Annotated in this window: 14 protein-coding genes; 7 read left to right on the forward strand and 7 right to left on the reverse strand. The window is 71.9% G+C overall.

Annotation, left to right across the window (positions count from 1 at the left end):
• Positions 1-18 precede the first annotated feature (18 nt).
• Both ACIA5D_RS38330 and ACIA5D_RS38335 read right to left on the reverse strand, forming a co-directional pair.
• Positions 19-1017, reverse strand: a complete 999-nt coding sequence (locus ACIA5D_RS38330) for an aldo/keto reductase family protein (RefSeq protein WP_396035392.1) — start codon at positions 1015-1017, stop codon at positions 19-21.
• 14 nt (positions 1018-1031) lie between these two features.
• Positions 1032-5990: a WG repeat-containing protein gene (locus tag ACIA5D_RS38335; RefSeq protein WP_396035393.1), complete on the reverse strand. Its 4959-nt coding sequence runs from the start codon at positions 5988-5990 to the stop codon at positions 1032-1034.
• Between the two features lie 149 nt (positions 5991-6139).
• Between ACIA5D_RS38335 and ACIA5D_RS38340 the strand changes: the two genes are divergently transcribed.
• The 3 genes from ACIA5D_RS38340 to ACIA5D_RS38350 are packed head-to-tail and all read left to right on the forward strand — an operon-like array spanning position 6140 to position 8731.
• Positions 6140-6991 (forward strand): ABC transporter permease, encoded by an 852-nt coding sequence (locus ACIA5D_RS38340; protein WP_396035494.1) that lies wholly within the window; start codon positions 6140-6142, stop codon positions 6989-6991.
• Positions 6984-7784: an ABC transporter permease gene (locus ACIA5D_RS38345; RefSeq protein WP_396035394.1), complete on the forward strand. Its 801-nt coding sequence runs from the start codon at positions 6984-6986 to the stop codon at positions 7782-7784. The genes ACIA5D_RS38340 and ACIA5D_RS38345 overlap by 8 nt, the downstream gene beginning before the upstream one ends.
• Positions 7781-8731 (forward strand): ATP-binding cassette domain-containing protein, encoded by a 951-nt coding sequence (locus ACIA5D_RS38350; protein ID WP_396035395.1) that lies wholly within the window; start codon positions 7781-7783, stop codon positions 8729-8731. Before ACIA5D_RS38345 ends, ACIA5D_RS38350 begins: the two co-directional genes overlap by 4 nt.
• 52 nt (positions 8732-8783) lie before the next feature.
• Here ACIA5D_RS38350 and ACIA5D_RS38355 read toward each other — a convergent pair whose 3' ends face one another.
• Both ACIA5D_RS38355 and ACIA5D_RS38360 read right to left on the reverse strand, forming a co-directional pair.
• Complete coding sequence (locus ACIA5D_RS38355; protein ID WP_396035396.1) at positions 8784-10676, reverse strand: acyl-CoA dehydrogenase family protein; 1893 nt, start codon at positions 10674-10676, stop codon at positions 8784-8786.
• Positions 10677-10735: 59 nt separating this feature from the next.
• Positions 10736-11323 (reverse strand): helix-turn-helix domain-containing protein, encoded by a 588-nt coding sequence (locus ACIA5D_RS38360; RefSeq protein ID WP_396035397.1) that lies wholly within the window; start codon positions 11321-11323, stop codon positions 10736-10738.
• Positions 11324-11388: 65 nt separating this feature from the next.
• On the opposite strand from ACIA5D_RS38360, the gene ACIA5D_RS38365 reads away from it, so the two are divergent.
• Together ACIA5D_RS38365 and ACIA5D_RS38370 are read left to right on the forward strand one after the other, a co-directional pair.
• Positions 11389-12102 (forward strand): AzlC family ABC transporter permease, encoded by a 714-nt coding sequence (locus ACIA5D_RS38365; protein ID WP_396035398.1) that lies wholly within the window; start codon positions 11389-11391, stop codon positions 12100-12102.
• The gene (locus ACIA5D_RS38370) at positions 12096-12404 is read left to right on the forward strand and encodes an AzlD domain-containing protein (RefSeq protein ID WP_396035399.1); all 309 of its coding nucleotides are present in this window, start codon (positions 12096-12098) and stop codon (positions 12402-12404) included. The genes ACIA5D_RS38365 and ACIA5D_RS38370 overlap by 7 nt, the downstream gene beginning before the upstream one ends.
• A 112-nt stretch (positions 12405-12516) precedes the next feature.
• Here the strand turns inward: ACIA5D_RS38370 and ACIA5D_RS38375 are convergent, their stop codons facing one another.
• From ACIA5D_RS38375 to nadA, 3 genes are all read right to left on the reverse strand, one after another.
• Positions 12517-13134: a DUF3043 domain-containing protein gene (locus ACIA5D_RS38375; protein WP_396035400.1), complete on the reverse strand. Its 618-nt coding sequence runs from the start codon at positions 13132-13134 to the stop codon at positions 12517-12519.
• A 70-nt stretch (positions 13135-13204) separates the two neighbouring features.
• Positions 13205-14560, reverse strand: coding sequence for a UDP-N-acetylglucosamine 1-carboxyvinyltransferase (murA, locus tag ACIA5D_RS38380; protein WP_396035401.1), 1356 nt, complete (start codon positions 14558-14560; stop codon positions 13205-13207).
• Positions 14561-14801: 241 nt separating this feature from the next.
• Complete coding sequence (gene nadA, locus ACIA5D_RS38385; protein ID WP_396035402.1) at positions 14802-15980, reverse strand: quinolinate synthase NadA; 1179 nt, start codon at positions 15978-15980, stop codon at positions 14802-14804.
• A gap of 54 nt (positions 15981-16034) precedes the next feature.
• Between nadA and ACIA5D_RS38390 the strand changes: the two genes are divergently transcribed.
• Both ACIA5D_RS38390 and ACIA5D_RS38395 read left to right on the forward strand, forming a co-directional pair.
• Positions 16035-17144, forward strand: a complete 1110-nt coding sequence (locus tag ACIA5D_RS38390; RefSeq protein ID WP_396035403.1) for a glycerate kinase — start codon at positions 16035-16037, stop codon at positions 17142-17144.
• A 136-nt stretch (positions 17145-17280) separates the two neighbouring features.
• Positions 17281-17649, forward strand: coding sequence for a HesB/IscA family protein (locus ACIA5D_RS38395; RefSeq protein ID WP_396035404.1), 369 nt, complete (start codon positions 17281-17283; stop codon positions 17647-17649).
• Positions 17650-17666 lie beyond the last annotated feature (17 nt).

Genomic DNA, 17666 nt, shown 5'->3' on the forward strand with positions numbered 1-17666 from the left:
CCACTCCAGAAACAGCGATTACGGACGCTGGGCAGGGGACACGGTCTTGGCCGGGTCCCGCTCGGCGACCGGGTCGAGCACCGAGTCGATCGCCTTCATCAGGTCGGCGTCGAGGCGTACACCCGAGGCTTTGACGTTGTTTTTGACCTGCTCGGGGCGCGAAGCCCCGATGATCGCGGCCGAGACGTTCGAGTTCTGCAGGACCCAGGCCACCGCGAGTTGCGCCATCGACAGCCCGGCCTGGTCGGCCAGCGGCTTCAGTTCGGCCACCGCCGTCAGCACGTCGTCGGTGAGCAGACGCGAGATGAAGCCCGCCCCGCTCTTCTCGTCGGTGGCCCGCGACCCGGCCGGCGGCTGCTGGCCCACCGCGTACTTCCCGGTCAGCACGCCCTGCGCGATCGGCGAGAAGACCACCTGGCCGACGCCCAGCTCGATCGAGGTCGGAACGACCTCGGCCTCGATGACCCGCCAGAGCGCCGAATACTGCGGCTGGTTGGACACGAACGGGATCTTCAGATCCTGCGCCATCTCCCAGCCGGCCCGGATCTGCGTGGCGCTCCACTCGGACACGCCGATGTAGAGCGCCTTGCCCTGCCGGACCACGTCGGCGAACGCCTGCATGGTCTCCTCGAGCGGGGTCGAGTAGTCGTAGCGGTGCGCCTGGTAGAGGTCCACATAGTCGGTCTGCAGGCGGCTCAGCGACCCGTCGATCGACTCCATGATGTGCTTGCGGGACAGGCTGCGGTCGTTCGGGCCCGGGCCGGTCGGCCAGTAGACCTTCGTGAAGATCTCGAGGCCCTGCCGGCGCTCGCCCTTGAGCGCCCGGCCCAGCACCTCCTCGGCGCGCCCGCCCGCGTACGCGTCGGCGGTGTCGAAGGTGGTGATGCCCTCGTCGAGGGCGGCGCGCACGCAGGCGAGCGCGGCCTCCTCCTCGACCTGGGAGCCGTGGGTGATCCAGTTGCCGTAGGCGATCTCACTGATGAGCAGGCCGGAACGGCCGAGGTGACGGAACTCCATGGAGGTGACTCTACTTAGAGAACCGGACGCCCATCCGTCAGCAGTCGATCAAGCTCGTCGAGCACGTCCGCCTGCTCCTTGTACTTGAGCTCGACCAGCGGCCCGCCCTTGCGATCGAGCGCGCCCCATAGCCCGTACCGGTCGGCGATCAGGAACGCCACCGGATGGATCACCACGGCCGCGTGCTCGGGCGCCACGATCAGCTGCCCGGCCCGGTCGACCACGCCGAACCGGTCGTCGCCGGCATCGACCACGGCCAGGCCTTCGTCGGTGAAGCCCTCGATCGGCCCGCCCGACACCAGCGGCGTCACGAACCCCCGGAACCGCGGCGGCACGATCATCCGCCCGTGCCGGTCGATCACGCCCCAGGCGCCCCGCTTGACCAGCGCCAGCCCGTGGTGGAACGCTTTCGCGTCGTCGAAGCCGCCCGGCACGATCAGCCGGTTCTGCCGGTCGATCGCGTACCAGCCGCCCGCCTCGTCGCGGGACACCCACGCCAGCCCCTCGGCGAACCGCTCGGCCGCCCGATAGCCGGCCGACGCGTCGATCACGGTCTCACCGGCCAGATCGATCAGCTCCCAGGCCGGCGACTCGGGCCGCCGCACCCAGGCCAGCCCGTCCGCGAACGGCTGCGCCTGCGCGTAGCGGGGCGGCACCGCGCCCACATAGCCCCACAGCCCCGACCGCTGGTCACGCAACGGCCGCGGTGGCTCGGTGCGGCCCAGGATCTCGTCGCTGGTGCGCGGGTACGGCCCCCAGCCGCCGTCCGCGGTCGTCTTCCGGGTGATCGTGTCGAGCGCCGCCTCGATCCGCTCCACCAGCTCCGGGTCGGCGCCCTTGCGCAGGTCCAGCGCGGTCTCGAAGTGGTTCATCGCCTCCAGGTAGCGCCCCTGATCGAACGCCGACCGACCGGCCAGCTCGTGGATCTCGGCACGCAGGCGCGACGGCAGCTCCGGCGAGCCGGCCTCGGCATACAACCGGTCGGCCTCGGCATGCTCGCCCCGCCACTGCAGCACGTGCGCGAGCCGGGCCTGCACGATCGCGGTCCGCCGCAGCTCACCGGTGGCCTCGGCATGCGTGAGCGCGGCCCGCGCGTCCTCGAGGGCGGCATCGAGATCGCCGGCCAGCCGCTCCGCGACCGCGCGCAGGCTCAGCAGGCGAGCACGCACGGCATCCCGCTCGGCATACTCCAGCTTGTCGGTGAGCCGATCGATCACAACCAACATCTGATCCGGGTCGTCGATCTGCTCCCGCAAGGTCTCGGCGTCGAAGGCCCACGGGTAGGTGGCGAGCACTTCTTCCGGATCGGCCCGCCGATTCCGCCCAACGGCATTGCCATCGGCACGCTGCCGGATCACCTTCCGCCGGGCGTCACCCAAGCTCGGCGCATTTTCCCGTACGGCCACAGCGTCGCCCGCGGGATCCGGCAGTTCTTCGTCCTCCCGCGATCCGGCAGTCTCCGGCATAGCGTCCTCCGCGAGGTTCGCGGCTTCGTCGTTCTCCACCGTGTCGGTGGAGTCCTGGGCGTCAGGTTCCTCGGCCGCCGCGTCCTCGTCCTCGGCTCCGGTGACCGGATCATGGACATGATCGGTCTCCTCGGCGTGCTCCGGCTTGTCAACCGGCTCGGCCTCGGTGATCGGCTGGGGCTCGTCGATCAGCTCGGCCTCGTGGACCGCCTCGGCTTCGTCGACCAGCTCGGGTTCGTCGGCCGCCGCGTCCTCGTCGACCAGCTCGGCTTCTTCGGCCGCCTCGGCGTCGTCCACCAGCTCGGCTTCCTCGACTGTCTCGGCCTCGTCGACCAGTTCGGCGAAGGCCTCCGACCCGTCCTCGACCGGTTCGGGCACCTTGGTGGCGCCCGTCTCGCCGGCGACCTCCTCGACGTCCGCCCGAGCACTTCGCGGCAGCTCGGCCTCGACCCACATCGCGTCCACCGGCTCGACATCGACGAGCTCGGCCTCGACCGGCTCCTCGGCAACGAGATCGGTCCCGACCCGCCCCTCCGCGATCGACGTCGAACTGACCGGAACGGCACTGACCGGCCCGGCGGCGGGCGCGGCGCTGACGGGGCCGGCGGCGGGCGCAGCGCCGAAGGGCTCAGCGGCGGGCGTGGCGCTGGTTGGCGCCGCGCTGACGGGCGCTGTGGCCGGCATGGCGCTGACCGGCGCGCCGCTGACCGGCCGCGAACCGACCGGCTCGGGCCCGACGGTCTCCCAGTCGTGGGGAGCGGCGCTGACCGGCGAAGTGCTGAACGGCGAAGCGCTGGTCGGCCGAACGTCGAACGGCTCGGCCCACGCCGCATTAACGGGCGCCGCACTAACGGGCGCCGCACTGACCGGGGCGGCGCTGATCGGCGTCGAGCTGGCTTCCGCGGCCTCGAACGGCCGATCCCCGAACGAGACAGCGTCCAGCGGCCTCGCGCTGACGGGCGCCGCGCTGTCCGCCTGGTCCCGCTCAGGCACCGGCTCGCCCTCGGCCACGTCCCCGGCCGGGGTGATGATCGGCTGCGACCCGGTGACCGGCACGAACCAGTTCGGCTTCTCGGCAGCCCCACTGACCGGCGCCGGGTCCTCCGCGACGACTTCCGGTTCCGGTTCGGGCTCCGGTTCCGGCTCTGCCTCGGGCTCGTCCGCCAGAGGATCGATCGGCACCGGCGACGTAGCCCCCAGCCCGCTTTGCGACAGCAGCCACCCAAGGCCATGCGGCTCCGGCCCGGCCGCGGCCTGCGGCTCCGGCTGGCCCGCCGGCTCTGCCCCAGTGGGCAGGTTCGGCGACACCGGCGACTCCGCCGCGGCCCGCGACTCCGCCGCGGCCCGCGACTCCGGCTCGGCCTGCTGCTCCGGCTCGGCCTGCTGCTCCGGCTCGGCCTGCTGCTCCGGCTCGGCCTGCTGCTCCGGCTCGGCCTGCTGCTCCGGGACAGCCTGCCAATCCGGTGTTGCCTGTCGCGCCGACGCAGGCTGACCCTCCGGCACAGCGGTCCGTTCCCAAGCGGCGTCGGCCCAGTTGACCTCCGGCTCCATCGGTGGCGCCGTGACCGGCTCGACCCCCGATCCCGCCATCGGCCCATCGGGCAGCGCGAACCCTTCGCCCCCCGAGGGGGTCGCCGCTCCCGGGCGGGCCTCGTTCGGCCCCGAGACGGGCCGTGGCTGCTCAGGCGGCCCGGCGTGTGCGAGCGCCGACACCGGCCGCAGCTGTTCGGGACCGGGCTGAGCCGGCGCGGAGACCGGGCGCGGCTGCTCGGGCGGCCCGGCATGCGTGGGTGCCGAGACGGGGCGTGGGTATTCGGGTCCGTGCTGGGCGGGTGCTGAGACGGGGCGTGGGTATTCGGGTCCGTGCTGGGCGGGTGCTGAGACGGGGCGCGGGTATTCGGGTCCGTGCTGGGCGGGTGCTGAGACGGGGCGCGGGTATTCGGGTCCGTGCTGGGCGGGTGCTGAGACGGGGCGTGGGTATTCCGGACCGGGCTGTGCGGGTGCGGAGACCGGGCGGGCCTGGCCGGGCACCGACGGGTAGAGCGGCGCCGGTGGTGTGGCCGGCTGCGACGGCGTGACCCGGGTCGGCTGCGGGGCGGGCCGCGACGGCGACGGCGTGCTCACCTCGGGCGCCGGACGCAGGTCGAAGGGTGCGTCGGACCGACGTCCACCTCGCTGGGCGTCGGGATAGGCCGGGAACGCCTCGGCCGGCGCGGGCCGTGCGCTGCCGTAGACGTGCGGTGCGGAGGCTGGGGACACCGGCCGCGGGCCGGCGGCGGGACGCATCTCGGCGGCGGGACGCGCCTCGGCGGGCGGACGCCCCTCACGATCCGGCGTCTCGCCGTAATGGGGACGCGCGGCGCCGTAAGCCCCGGTGTGAGCCGGCGAGATCGGCGCGACGCCATGACCGGGCGCGCGCCCGGCCGGTGGCCGAGGCCCCTGCGGGTGCTGCGGCGAGCCCGGCTGTGGGTATTGCGAGCCTTGCAGGTGCTGCGGCGAGCCGGGCTGCGGGCGCCCACCCTGCGGCGATCCGGGCTGCGCCGGCGGCCGGCCACCCTGCGGCGCGCCGGCCTGAGGCTGTTGCCATCCACCCTGCGGCGCCGGCCCTCGTCCACCCTGCCGGTGTCCGGGCCCGCCCTGCTGGTGGCCCGGTCCGCCCTGCTGGTGTCCGGGCCCGCTCTGCTGGTGTCCCGGTCCGCCCTGCTGGTGTCCGGGCCCGCCCTGCTGGTGTCCCGGTCCGCTCTGCTGATGGCCCGGCCCGCTCTGCTGGTGACCGGACCCGCCCTGCTGGTTGGCCGGCGGTGCGGACTGCGGCCGCCCACCCGGCACGGGCCCGGAGCTCGGCGCCACCGAAGCGCGCCCACCCGGCGTGACCGGCGGGCCACCGGGGCTGACCGGCCCAGGCCGGAACGGCTGCTGCGGCGCCCGCCCTTGGTGTTGCGGATCACGGAACTGGCCCTCGGCCCCGGGCTGCCGCCCGTAGACCGGCGCCGAGCCCCGCCGCTGGTCGGGCGCGCCCGACCAGCCGTGATCCTGCCCACCGGACCGGCCGTGGTCAGGGGAGCCGGCAGGCCCACCCGACCGGCCACCTTGCTGGGGACGCTCGGTCATCCCGGCGGGGCGGTTCCACGACGGCTCGTCGCGCTGGGGTGGCACGGGCGCGCTGCGCGTCGCGTACCCGGTGTTGTCCCGATTTTGATTTTCGCGGCCTTGCGGCAGTCGCGGGTCGTAGGTGCGCGGCTCGTCCCGCTGCACCGGCGTGTGCCCGTACCTCGTCGGCGTCCGGTCGTCGCCGCTCTGCCACGACGACGACGGCGTCGGGCCCGGTGACCCCGCGTCGCCGGCGGAGGCCTCGTAGACCGGCGTGTGCACGGCCTTGCGGCGCCCCGGGTCGCCGGGATAGCGCTGACCAGGGGTTTGGGGCTCCCATTCCCAGGTGATCTCGTACACCCAGGCCGGCTCGTCGCCCCATCGCTCCTCGCCGATCTGCGAGCTCCAGCCGTTCATCGGGCAGCCCGAAGGCCCGGCGGCTGGCAACGCTCCGTCACGGCTGAGTCCACTTCTCCGTCGAAAATGTGCGGTGGCCGTCCGGAGACCCGGGTAGAGTCTCCCGGCTCCACTGCGGGGTTTGGAAGGAGATTAACGGCGTGGACGGGATTGACGCCAGGGTGCTGACGATCTCTCCCGGTCGTCCGTTGCGCGCCTCCATCACTACTTTCGGTGCACTGGTGTGGTCGGGTTTCCGGCGTTACGCGACCTATCGGCAAGCCACCATAGCCGGATCGTTCACCAACATAGTCTTCGGCTTCCTTCGCTGCTACGTGCTCTTGGCCGTCGCGGCCGGCGCCGCGGGAGGCCGGCCGGGCGGGTACGACCCGCAGCAGCTGGCCACGTTCGTCTGGGTGGGTCAGGGGCTACTCACCGTGGTCGGTATCTGGGGCTGGACCGAGCTGGCCGACCGGATCCGCACCGGAGACGTCGCGTCCGATCTGTTACGACCGGTGCCGCCGGTGACCGCCTATCTGGCCGCCGACCTGGGCCGGGCCGGCCACGCGATGGTCTTCCGGTTTTTGCCTCCGCTGCTGGTCGGGGCGATTTTCTTCGCGCTGATGAGCCCTACCCGCTGGCAGACCGTACCCCTGTTCGCGGTCTCCGTGCTCCTGGCCGTGGTCGGCAGCTACGGCTGCCGCTTCCTGGTCAATGCCACCGCTTACTGGCTGCACGACGCCCGCGGCCCGCTGGTGTTGTGGACGCTGGGCTCGGGCGTGCTGGCCGGCCTCTACTTCCCGCTGCGCCTGCTGCCCGACTGGCTCGCCGTGACGCTCTGGGTGGCGACGCCGTTCCCGGGCCTGCTCCAGACCCCGCTGGACGTGCTCGTCGAGCGGGATCCGCCGGGGCGCCAGCTCGGCCTCGTGGCGCTGCAGGCGTGCTGGGCCGTGGCGCTGCTCGTCGTCGCCGCGCTGGTGCAGCGCCGGGCCGAGCGAAAGCTGGTGGTGCAGGGTGGGTGAGCTGGGGCCGTACCGGGCGCTGCTGGGCGGGAAATTCCGCTCGATGGCCGCCTACCGCACGTCGTTCGCGATCGAGCTGCTCAGCAACCTGGGCGCCACCGTGCTCGACGTGGTCACGGTGTTCGTGCTGTTCCGGGCGACCGCGGCGATCGGCGGATTCACGCTGCGCGAGTCGATCCTGATGACCGGGCTGACCGCGGCCGGCTTCGTGCTGGCCGACATGACCGTCGGCAACATCGACGACCTCAAGCGCTACGTGCGCATGGGCACCCTCGACACGGTGCTGATCAGGCCGTTGCGGGTGCTGCCCCAGCTGATCTTCATGGATCTCCCGCTGCGCAAGCTCCTGCGGCTTGCTTTCGGTCTTTTCGTGTACGCCGCCGCGCTCGTCGCCAACCACATCCACTGGACGCCCGCGCGGGTGCTGCTGGCGGTCGGGGCCCCGATCGGCGCCGCGATCTTCTTCGGGGCGATCTTCGTGCTGACCGCGAGCCTGGCGTTCTGGTGGGTGGAGTCGGGCGAGCTCGGCAACGGCTTCACCTACGGCGGGCGCGACTTCACCTCGTACCCGATCACGGTTTACAGCGATTGGTTCCGCGACCTGTTCGCGTACACCCTGGGTTTCGGTTTCGTCGCCTATCAGCCGGCGCTGGCGCTCCTCGGCCGCGCCGATCCCCTCGGTCTGCCGGCCTGGGCCGGCTACGCCGCACCGCTGGTCGCGCTGCCGGCGGTGGCCATCGCCTCGCTGGTGTGGAGCACCGGCGTCCGTCACTACCGGAGCACTGGTTCATGATTCAGATGCGTGACCTGCGGAAAGACTTCACGGTACGGGTGAAGGCGGGCCGGCTGCGGCGCGCGAAACGCACCGTGGCGGCCGTGGACGGGGTGAGCCTGACCATCGAGCAGGGTGAGATGGTCGGATATATCGGGCCGAACGGCGCTGGCAAGTCGACGACGCTGAAGATGCTGACCGGCGTCCTTTCGCCGAGCTCCGGCGAGGCCAGCGTGTTCGGGCTGACCCCGGTGCCGCAGCGCACCCGGCTGGCGCTGCGCATCGGCGTGGTCTTCGGCCAGCGCTCCCAGTTGTGGTGGGACCTGCCGCTGCGCGAGTCGTTCCGGCTGCTGCGGCACATCTACCGGGTGCCGCCGGCCGAGCACGAGGCGCGGCTGCGTCGCTGCCGCTCGCTGCTCGACCTCGACGAGTTCCTGGACACGCCGGTGCGGCAACTGTCGCTCGGGCAGCGGATGCGCGGCGAGCTGACCGCGGCGCTGCTGCACGGCCCCGGCGTGCTGTTCCTCGACGAGCCGACGATCGGCCTCGACGTGGTGAGCAAACAGGCGGTCCGCTCGTTCCTGGCCGAGCTGGGCGCGAGCGGCGACGTGACGCTGGTGCTGACCACCCACGACCTGGCCGACATCGAGCGCCTCTGCGACCGGCTCGTCGTGATCGACCACGGCCGCGTGGTGCACGACGGCACGATCGAGGCGCTGCACGCCCGCTACGGCTCGCGCCGCAGCCTGGTCGTCGACCTCGACGCGCCGCTGCCGGCGGGCTTCGAGCTGCCCGGCACGACGCTGACCGGCGTCGAGGCGGACGGTCACCGGGTGACGTTCGCCCTGGACTCGGCGTCGGCGGGCGCGGCGGTGGCGGGGCTGGTGGCGGCCGCCTCGGTACGCGACCTGTCGGTGGTCGAGCCGGACATCGAGGACGTGGTGGCGCGGCTGTACGCCGCGCCGTGACCCGCTGACAGCGGGCCGGAGGCGCGGCGTCGTGACCCTGAGGCCGACGGGGCTAGGCCGGCGGGATGCGCCGGCGTACGTCGTCGACCGTGGCCGGGCCGGCCTCCCAGGCGCCCACCCAGGCCGCGCCGCCCGTGTCGCCGATGACGCCGTCCTCGAGGAAGGCGTAGCGGCCATCGAGCACCCGCTTGGCCGCCCTCACGTCGAGCGAGTCGGTGTTGTCCCACAAGGCGGCGAAGAGGGCGTCGGCCCGCAGCCGGGCCTGCCGGCAGAACAGGTCGGCCAGCTCGAGGCCCTCGGGGCGGTGATCTCGTTCGGCGCGGGCCCGGCCGCACACCGCCGACATCGCGAACAGCTCGGCGCCGATGTCGACGACGCGGCCGAGGAAGCCCTGTTTACGCTCCAGCTTTCCCTGCCAGCGGGACATCGCGTAGAACGTCGAGCGGGCGAGCTTGCGGGAGGCGCGCTCGACGTAGCGGAGGTGCCCGGCGAGCGGGCCGAACTCGCCGTACGCGTTGGGGGCCTGACCCTTGCCGACCGCGAGCGTGGGCAGCCAGCGCGCGTAGAACCCGCCGGCTCGGGCCGCGGCCTTCCCCTTGCGCGCCAGGGAAACCGAAGGGTCGATGATGTCGCCGGCGACCGAGAGGTGGGCGTCGACCGCCTCGCGCGCGATCAGCAGGTGCATGATCTCGGTGGAGCCCTCGAAGATGCGGTTGATCCGCAGGTCGCGCAGCATCTGCTCGGCCTCGGCGGCGCGCTCGCCCCGGGCCGCCATCGAGTCGGCCTTCTCGTAGCCGCGGCCGCCGCGGATCTGCACCAGCTCGTCGGCGACCTGCCAGGCCATCTCGCTGGCGAACAGCTTGACCAGCGCGGCCTCGATGCGGATGTCGTTGCGGTCGTCGTCGGCGATCATGCAGCAGAGGTCGAGCATCGATTCCATCGCGTACGTGGTGGCGGCGATGAACGCGATCTTCTTGGCGACCGCCTCGTGGCGGCCGACCGGCCGTCCCCATTGCACCCGCTCCACCGACCACTCGCGCGCGATGGCGACGGACCGCTTGCCGGCGCTCACGCACATGGCGGGCAGCGAGAGCCGGCCGGTGTTCAGCGTGGTCAGCGCGATCTTGAGGCCCTTGCCGAGCCCGCCGATCACGTTGGCCTCGGGCACGAACACGTCGTGGAACCGGGTCACGCTGTTCTCAAGGCCGCGCAGGCCGAGGAACGAGTTGCGCCGCTCGACCGTGATGCCCTCGGCGTCGCCCTCGACCACGAACGCGGTGATGCCCTTCTCGGGCACGCGCGCCATCACGACCAGCAGGGTGGCGACCGTGCCGTTGGTCGCCCACAACTTCACGCCGTTGAGCTTGTAGCCGCCCTCGACCGGCTCGGCGATCGTGCCCAGGCGCGCTGGGTCGGAGCCGACGTCGGGCTCGGTGAGCAGGAATGCGGACACCTCGCCGGCCGCGAGCCGGGGGAGGAACGCCTTCTTCTGCTCAGGCGTGCCGAAGACTTTGACGGGCTGCGGCACGCCGATCGACTGGTGCGCGGAGAGCAGCGCGCCGACCGAGGCGCTGGCCGAGCCGACCAGCGTGAGCGCCCGGCAGTAGTGCAGGTTGGACAGGCCGAGGCCGCCGTACTCCTTGGGGATCTTCATACCGAAGGCGCCGAGCCGGGCGAGACCCTGGAAGACCTCGTCGGGGATCCGGTCGTCGCGCTCTATCCGGGCGCCGTCCATCTCGTCGCGCACGTATTCGCCGAGTTTGCGGAGGAATTCGTCGGCGTCGGGGCGGGGCTGCTCGGTGGGCCACGGGTCGATCAGGTCGAGCCGGAACCGGCCGAGGAACAGCTCTTTGCCGAAGCTGGGTTTGCGCCACTCGGACTCGCGAGCGGCCTCGGCGACCTGGCGTGCCTGCTGTTCGGAGACGTTGCGCTGCGTTGTGGTCATCGCAGACCTCCCTAGGCCGCCACGCTACCCACAAGTGTTACCTCCCGGTAGCCCCGGCGTTACAGGTGCTCCATGACCAGCACCGCCCAGGAGTTCTCGAGCGCCTCGTAGTGGTGGGCCACGTCGCCGGGAAAGGCCAGGTAGTCGCCCGGGCCGATCTCGACCTCCTCGCCGACCGGGCCGGCCTTGATCCGCCCGGCCGCGACCACGATGTGCTCGGTGCTGCCCGGGATGTGGGCGGCGGCCTCCCGCGACTTGCCCGGCTCGAGCTCCATCACATAGATGTCGCGCCGGGTGTGCGGCGAGCCGGCCGCGAGCAGGGTGGCCACGAAGTCGGCCTCGTCGGCCTGCAGCCGCGGACCCTGACCGGCCCGGACCACCCGCACCTGCGTCGGCGGCGGCTCGACCAGCCGGCTGAACGGCACGCCCAGCGCCACCCCGAGCGACCAGAGCGTCTCGATGCTGGGGTTGCCGGTGCCGGCCTCGAGCTGGGAGAGCGTCGACTTGGCCAGGCCGGCGCGCCGGGCGAGCTCGGCGAGGGAGATGCCGACCCGCTCCCGCTCGCGGCGCAGGGCCGCGGCGATGGTGGCGAGCGGGGCCGCCGAGCCGCTACCGGCGCCCGGTCCTTCGGGCGGGGGATGCTGCATGTTCGCTCCGTCGGTCTTGTCGTTCGATTTGACGAACGCGGCTGGGGCGTTCAGTATTTCAAACCATGCGTACGGTACAGCGAACGGCTGCCGATCGCTCCCTGCTGAGGGACGCGGCGACCATCGCCGCGGCAATGGTCGCGGTGGGTGCGTCGTTCGGGGCCATTGCGATCGCGTACGGGCTGCCGGCCTGGGTCCCGTTCCTCATGTCCACGGTCGTCTTCGCGGGCGGTTCCCAGTTCCTCGCGGTGGGCCTGCTGGCCGCCGGGAACCCGCTGGCTGCCGTCTTCGCGGGCCTGCTGCTGAACGCCCGCCACCTGCCCTTCGGCCTGGCCGTGGGCGACGCGCTGGGTCCACGGCTGCGGGACCGCGTGATCGGCAGCCATGTGCTGACCGACGAGGTGGCGGCCTTCACCCTGGCCGAGCCCGATCCCGCGCGCCGCCGGCGCGTCTACCTGATCATCGGCGCGACCCTCTTCACGTCCTGGAACATCGGCACCGCCCTCGGCGTCCTGCTCGGCGGGGCGACCGGCGACCCGGGTGCGCTGGGCCTGGACGCGGCATTCCCGGCCGCCCTCCTGGCGCTGATCATGCCCTCGCTCCGCGACCGCACCACCCGCACGGTGGCCCTGACCGGCGCGGCCGTCGCGGTCCTGCTGACCCCGGTCCTCCCGGCCGGTCTGCCGGTGCTGTGCGCGCTGGTGGGACTGCTGACGCTGGCACGCCCGCGACGGCGTGCGGGCGGTAAATCGGAGCGAGAAACGGAGGCGCCATGCTGATCGCGGCGATCGTCGCCCTCGGGGTCGGCACCTACGCCATGCGGCTCGGCGGCGTGCTGCTGCGCGGCCGCCTCAAGATCTCGCCGACCCTCGAACGCCTGCTCCCGATGGCCGCCGCCGCGCTGCTCGCGGCCCTGGCCGGGACGGCCGCGCTGATGGCCGGCACACACTTCGCCGGCCTGGCCCGCCCGGCCGGGGTGCTGGTCGGCGCCATCCTCGCCTGGCGCAAGGCGCCCTTCGTGGTCGTCGTGCTGGCCGCCGCCGCGACGGCCGCCCTGCTGCGCTTCGCCGGCGTCCCCTAAGCCACAACGCTGCCCTGCTGCGCCTCGCCGGCGTCCCTAGGCCGCAACGCTGCCCTGCTGCGCCTCGCCGGCGTCCCCTAGGCCACGACGCCGCCCGGCCGGGGCGGCGTGCTCAGACCTTGTCGCCGAGCTGGGCCTGCGGCTTCGGCACGCGCATGCGGCGGAACGTGAGGCCGCGCATCACGCCGTACAGCTGGAGCGAGCCGATGCGCTGGCCCGTCTTGGGGAAGCGCTCCTTGACCAGCCGCTTCACCTTGCGGGCGATCAGCACGCTGTCGACGATCACGGCGATCGCGAGCAGCGCCCACAGGAGGTTGCTGGCGAGCTGGATGGCCGGCACCCGGACGGTCGAGCCGATCAGGACGATCAGCGCGCCGCCGAAGAACCACGTGCCGACCGTGCGGCGGGAATCGATGATGTCGCGGACCAGCTTGCGCTCGGCACCGCGGTCGCGGGCGAGCAGGAAGCGCTCGTCGCCGGCGCGCATGCCCTCGCTGGCCTCGGCGCGCTCGTGGCGCTGCCGCTCACGCATCTGCTTCATGGCCTCGCGGCGGTTGGCCGGCGCCTCGGCGGTGACCCGGCGGCCCGTGTTCTGCCGCTTGGGCGTGACCACGCCCAGTTCCTTCTTGCTCGGCGTGTAGCCCTTGGGGCGGGACGCGGCGTCGGTCACCTCCTCCTCGGGCTCGGGAGTGGTGGCGTCGGCTGACTTGCGGCGAAAAAGCGAGGACACGGTAGGAGAGTAGCCAAACGGCGCGGTGTTCTTCACACCGCGCCGCTCATTCTGACAAATACGAGATGGTTCAGAGCCGCTCGACGTGCGCGCCGAGGGCCGCGAGCTTGTTCTCGAAGTCCTCGTAGCCGCGGTTGATCAGGTCGACGCCGTACACCCGCGACGTGCCCTCGGCGGCCAGCGCCGCGATCAGGTGGGCGAAGCCGGCCCGCAGGTCGGGGATCACCAGGTCGGCCGCGTGCAGCTTGGACGGGCCGGCGATGACCGCCGAGTGCTTGAAGTTGCGGCGGCCGAAGCGGCAGGGGGTGCCACCGAGGCAGTCCCGGTAGACCTGGATCGTCGCGCCCATCTGGTTGAGCGCGTCGGTGTAGCCCAGGCGCTGCTCGTACACGGTCTCGTGCATGATCGAAAGACCGCGGGCCTGGGTCAGCGCGACCACGAGCGGCTGCTGCCAGTCGGTCATGAAGCCGGGGTGCACGTCGGTCTCGAGGGCGACCGGCTGCAGGTCGCCGCCCGGGTGCCAGAACTTGATGCCGCCCTCGACCCCGGTCACGCCGGCGCGGGTGACCCGGTCGTCGGTGATCTGGAACTCGCCGCCGATCGAGCGGAACACGTTCAGGAAGGTCATCATGTCGGCCTGCCGGGCTCCGAGCACCTCGATCTCGCCCTTGGTGGCGAGCGCGGCGGCGGCCCAGCTGGCGGCCTCGATGCGGTCCGGGATCGGCTTGTGGGCGTACCCGTGCAGCTTCGGCACACCCTGGATCTCGATGACCCGGTCGGTGTGCACCGTGATGATGCCGCCCATCTTCTGCAGCACGCAGATCAGGTCGATGATCTCCGGCTCGATGGCGGCGTTGCGCAGCTCGGTGACGCCCTCGGCGCGTACGGCGGTGAGCAGCACCTGCTCGGTGGCGCCGACGCTGGGGTAAGGCAGCTCGAGCTTGGCGCCCCGCAGGCCGTTGGGCGCGCTCAGGTGCATGCCCTCGGGCGCCTTGTCGACGACCGCGCCGAACTCGCGCAGCGCCTGGATGTGGAAGTCGATCGGGCGCGGGCCGATGTGGCAGCCGCCCAGGTCGGGAATGAACGCCCGGCCGAGGCGGTGCAGCAGCGGGCCGCAGAGCAGGATCGGGATCCGGCTCGAGCCGGCGTGCACGTTGATCTGGTCGGTGCTGGCGGACTCGACGTTCGTCGGGTCCATGACGATCTCGCCCTCGTCGGCGCCGTCGGTGACCTTGACGCCGTGCAGCTCGAGCAGGCCGCGGACGACCTCGACGTCGCGGATGCGCGGCACGTCGTACAGGGTGCTCGGTGTCTCGCCCAGCAGGGCGGCGACCATCGCCTTGGAGACGAGGTTCTTGGCGCCACGGACCCGGATCTGGCCCTGCAACGGCGTACCGCCATGCACGACCAGGACATCGTCGGTCAACGTAACCTCCAGCCGGCGGGCGGATAGGGGCCGCCCGAAGTGATCAACGGGCGGGGGACCCGTTTCTGCAACCGGGGAAGCATAGCGTTGAGTGACAACTTGGGAAGTCGGCAGATCGCCCAAGTGGCGCCAAAAGGCACAGACTTAAGGCGTATTTAGGGCGGTGGGCGGGGTGGTCGGACGGGATTAAGACAACATAAAGGCGCCATCACTCGGACAGCGCCTTCATGGTTACAGTGAGTTACGGAAGCTGGAGCATCTGGTCGAGGGCCACGCGGGCGTGGTGCGCGGTCTCCTCGTCGACACTGATCTGGTTGGGCACCCGGCCCGCGACCAGTTCCTCGAGGGCCCACACCAGGTGTGGCAGGTCGATCCGGTTCATCGTCGAGCAGTAGCAGACGGTCCGGTCGAGGAACGTGATCTGCTTGTCGGGATGAGCAAGGGCCATGCGGCGTACGAGGTTGAGCTCCGTCCCCACCGCCCAGGCCGAACCCGCCGGCGCGGCGTCCAGGGCCTTGATGATGTATTCGGTCGAGCCCACGTGGTCGGCGGCCCGCACCACCTCGTGCCGGCACTCCGGGTGGACCAGCACGTTGACCCCCGGCACCCGCTCGCGCACCTCGCGCACGCTGTCGAGGGTGAAGCGGCCGTGCACCGAGCAGTGCCCCCGCCACAGGATCATGCGGGCGTTGCGCAGCTGGTCGTCGGTCAGCCCGCCGTTCGGCTTGTGCGGGTCGTAGAGCACGCAGTCGTCGAGGTCGAAGCCCATCTCGAGGACCGCGGTGTTGCGCCCGAGGTGCTGGTCGGGCAGGAAGAAGACCTTCGAGCCCTGCTCGAACGACCAGGTCAGGGCCCGCTTCGCGTTGGACGACGTGCAGACCACGCCCTTGTTGCCGCCGACGAAGCCCTTGATGTCGGCGGACGAGTTCATGTACGTCACCGGGACGATGTCGCCGGCGATGCCCAGGTCTTCGAAGTGCTCCCAGGCCGTCTGCACCTGCCCGAGCACCGCCATGTCGGCCATCGAGCAGCCGGCGGCCAGGTCGGGCAGCACCACCTTCTGGGCCGGCGTGGTCAGGATGTCGGCGCTCTCGGCCATGAAGTGCACGCCGCAGAAGACGATGAACTCGGCGTCGGGGCGGGCCGCGGCCTGCTGGGCCAGCTTGAACGAGTCGCCGGTGACGTCGGCGAACTGGATGACCTCGTCGCGCTGGTAATGATGGCCGAGCACAAAGACGCGGTCGCCGAGCGCGGCCTTGGCGGCGGTGGCCCGGGCGACCAGGTCGGGGTCGCTGGGCGCCGGCAGGTCGCCGGGGCAGTCGACGCCGCGCTCGGAGGCGGGATCGCTGCCACGGCCGAGCAGGAGAAGCGCGGTCGCTGTATTGGCGGGTTCGCTCCACGTAGAGGTCACGTTCGCCATCGTCGCACAGCGCGAGACACCGATCGGCGGTGCTGACAGTGGCCTGCCACACTCATGTGCGTGCGCGTACTGATCTGTCCGGACAAGTTCGCCGGCACCCTCTCCGCCCCCGATGTCGCCGCGGCCGTCGCTGACGGCTGGGCCTTCCCGGATGAGTTGATCCAGCGGCCGCTGTCCGACGGCGGGCCCGGCTTCGTCGAGGTCCTTGCCGCAGCGCTGAGCGGCACCGTTGTTCCCGTCGAAACGGTCGACCCGTTGGGGCGTCCGGCCGCCGGCGAGGTGCTGATGGCCGGCAACACGGCCTACATCGAGAGCGCCCAGGCCTGCGGGCTGCACCTCCTGACCAAGCAAGAGCGAAACCCCAACACCACGACCTCGTACGGCCTGGGCCTGCTGATGATGGCGGCGGTCGAGGCCGGGGCCGCCGAGCTGGTGATCGGGCTGGGCGGCTCGGCCGTGAACGACGGCGGCGCGGGCATGCTGGCCGCGCTCGGCGCCGCGCCGGTCGACGTGGCGGGCTATGCGCTCCCGTACGGCGGCGCCGCGCTGGCATCGGCGGCCGCGCTCGGCGGTGCTCCCCGCCTGCGCGAGGTGCGCCTGGTCGCCGCCACCGACGTCGACAACCCGCTGACCGGCCTGCACGGCGCCAGCAAGATCTACGGCCCGCAGAAGGGCGCCACCGAGGAGGACGTCTTCCGGCTGGACGCCGCGCTCGAGCAGTTCGCCGGTGTCCTCGAGCGGGCGTTCGGCGTCACCGACCTCGAGGTGGCGCCCGGCGGCGGCGCGGCCGGCGGCATCGGGGCCGCGCTGATCGCCCTCGGCGGCCGGGTGAGCTCGGGCATCGGCCTGGTCAGCACGCTGATCGGCCTCGAGAAGGAGCTGGACACCGCCGACCTGGTGATCACGGGGGAGGGATCCTTCGACCACCAGTCGCTGCGCGGCAAGGTGGTGGCCGGCATCGCCAACGGCGCCCGCGACCGTGGCCTGCCGTGCGTCGTGGTCTGCGGACGGAACGAAACCGGCTACCGCGAGGCCGCCAGCGCCGGCGTGACCGAGACCCTGTCGCTGACCGAGCATTTCGGGTCCGAAGAGACTGCCCTGTCCGAGCCCGCTCGTGGCCTGCGAGAACTCGCCGAGCGTCTGTCAAGCCAGTGGAGCCGTTAATCCGATCAGGGGTGGCGGGCGGGGCGGTCGGATGGGGCGCAAGTGAGAGGTAAACCACCCGGATTGGGAATCAAGGAAAACAGGGCTAGCGTTGGCTAGTACTGCAGAAGACTTCGCCGTTGCAGGGAGATACGCAGTGACCACTGAAGCGCACACCCAGTCGACCGAGGCCGCCGCGCCGACCGGCGTCATCCTGACCGACGTCGCCGCGGTGAAGGTCAAGGCCCTGATCGAGCAGGAAGGGCGCGACGACCTGCGCCTGCGTATCGCCGTTCAGCCCGGTGGCTGCTCCGGCCTGCGCTACCAGCTGTTCTTCGACGAGCGCTCGCTCGACGGGGACGTCGTGAACGACTTCGGCGGTGTCGGGGTCGTCGTCGACCGGATGAGCGCCCCGTACCTCGCGGGCGCCACCATCGACTTCGCCGACCGCATCGACGCCCAGGGCTTCACGATCGACAACCCGAACGCGCAGAACTCCTGCGCCTGCGGCGACTCGTTCCACTGAGGGTTATTCAGGGCCTA

The organism is Actinoplanes sp. NPDC051513 (assembly GCF_044454685.1).
Taxonomy (GTDB): domain Bacteria; phylum Actinomycetota; class Actinomycetes; order Mycobacteriales; family Micromonosporaceae; genus Actinoplanes.

Excerpts from the sequence above, each read along its gene's own strand:
- ACIA5D_RS38355 (WP_396035396.1), bottom strand. The coding sequence starts at position 10,676 with ATGACCACAACGCAGCGCAACGTCTCCGAACAGCAGGCACGCCAGGTC.
- ACIA5D_RS38360 (WP_396035397.1), bottom strand. The coding sequence starts at position 11,323 with ATGCAGCATCCCCCGCCCGAAGGACCGGGCGCCGGTAGCGGCTCGGCG.
- ACIA5D_RS38370 (WP_396035399.1), top strand. The coding sequence starts at position 12,096 with ATGCTGATCGCGGCGATCGTCGCCCTCGGGGTCGGCACCTACGCCATG.
- ACIA5D_RS38390 (WP_396035403.1), top strand. The coding sequence starts at position 16,035 with ATGTGCGTGCGCGTACTGATCTGTCCGGACAAGTTCGCCGGCACCCTC.
- nadA (WP_396035402.1), bottom strand. The coding sequence starts at position 15,980 with ATGGCGAACGTGACCTCTACGTGGAGCGAACCCGCCAATACAGCGACC.
- ACIA5D_RS38330 (WP_396035392.1), bottom strand. The coding sequence starts at position 1,017 with ATGGAGTTCCGTCACCTCGGCCGTTCCGGCCTGCTCATCAGTGAGATC.
- ACIA5D_RS38335 (WP_396035393.1), bottom strand. The coding sequence starts at position 5,990 with ATGAACGGCTGGAGCTCGCAGATCGGCGAGGAGCGATGGGGCGACGAG.
- ACIA5D_RS38365 (WP_396035398.1), top strand. The coding sequence starts at position 11,389 with ATGCGTACGGTACAGCGAACGGCTGCCGATCGCTCCCTGCTGAGGGAC.
- ACIA5D_RS38350 (WP_396035395.1), top strand. The coding sequence starts at position 7,781 with ATGATTCAGATGCGTGACCTGCGGAAAGACTTCACGGTACGGGTGAAG.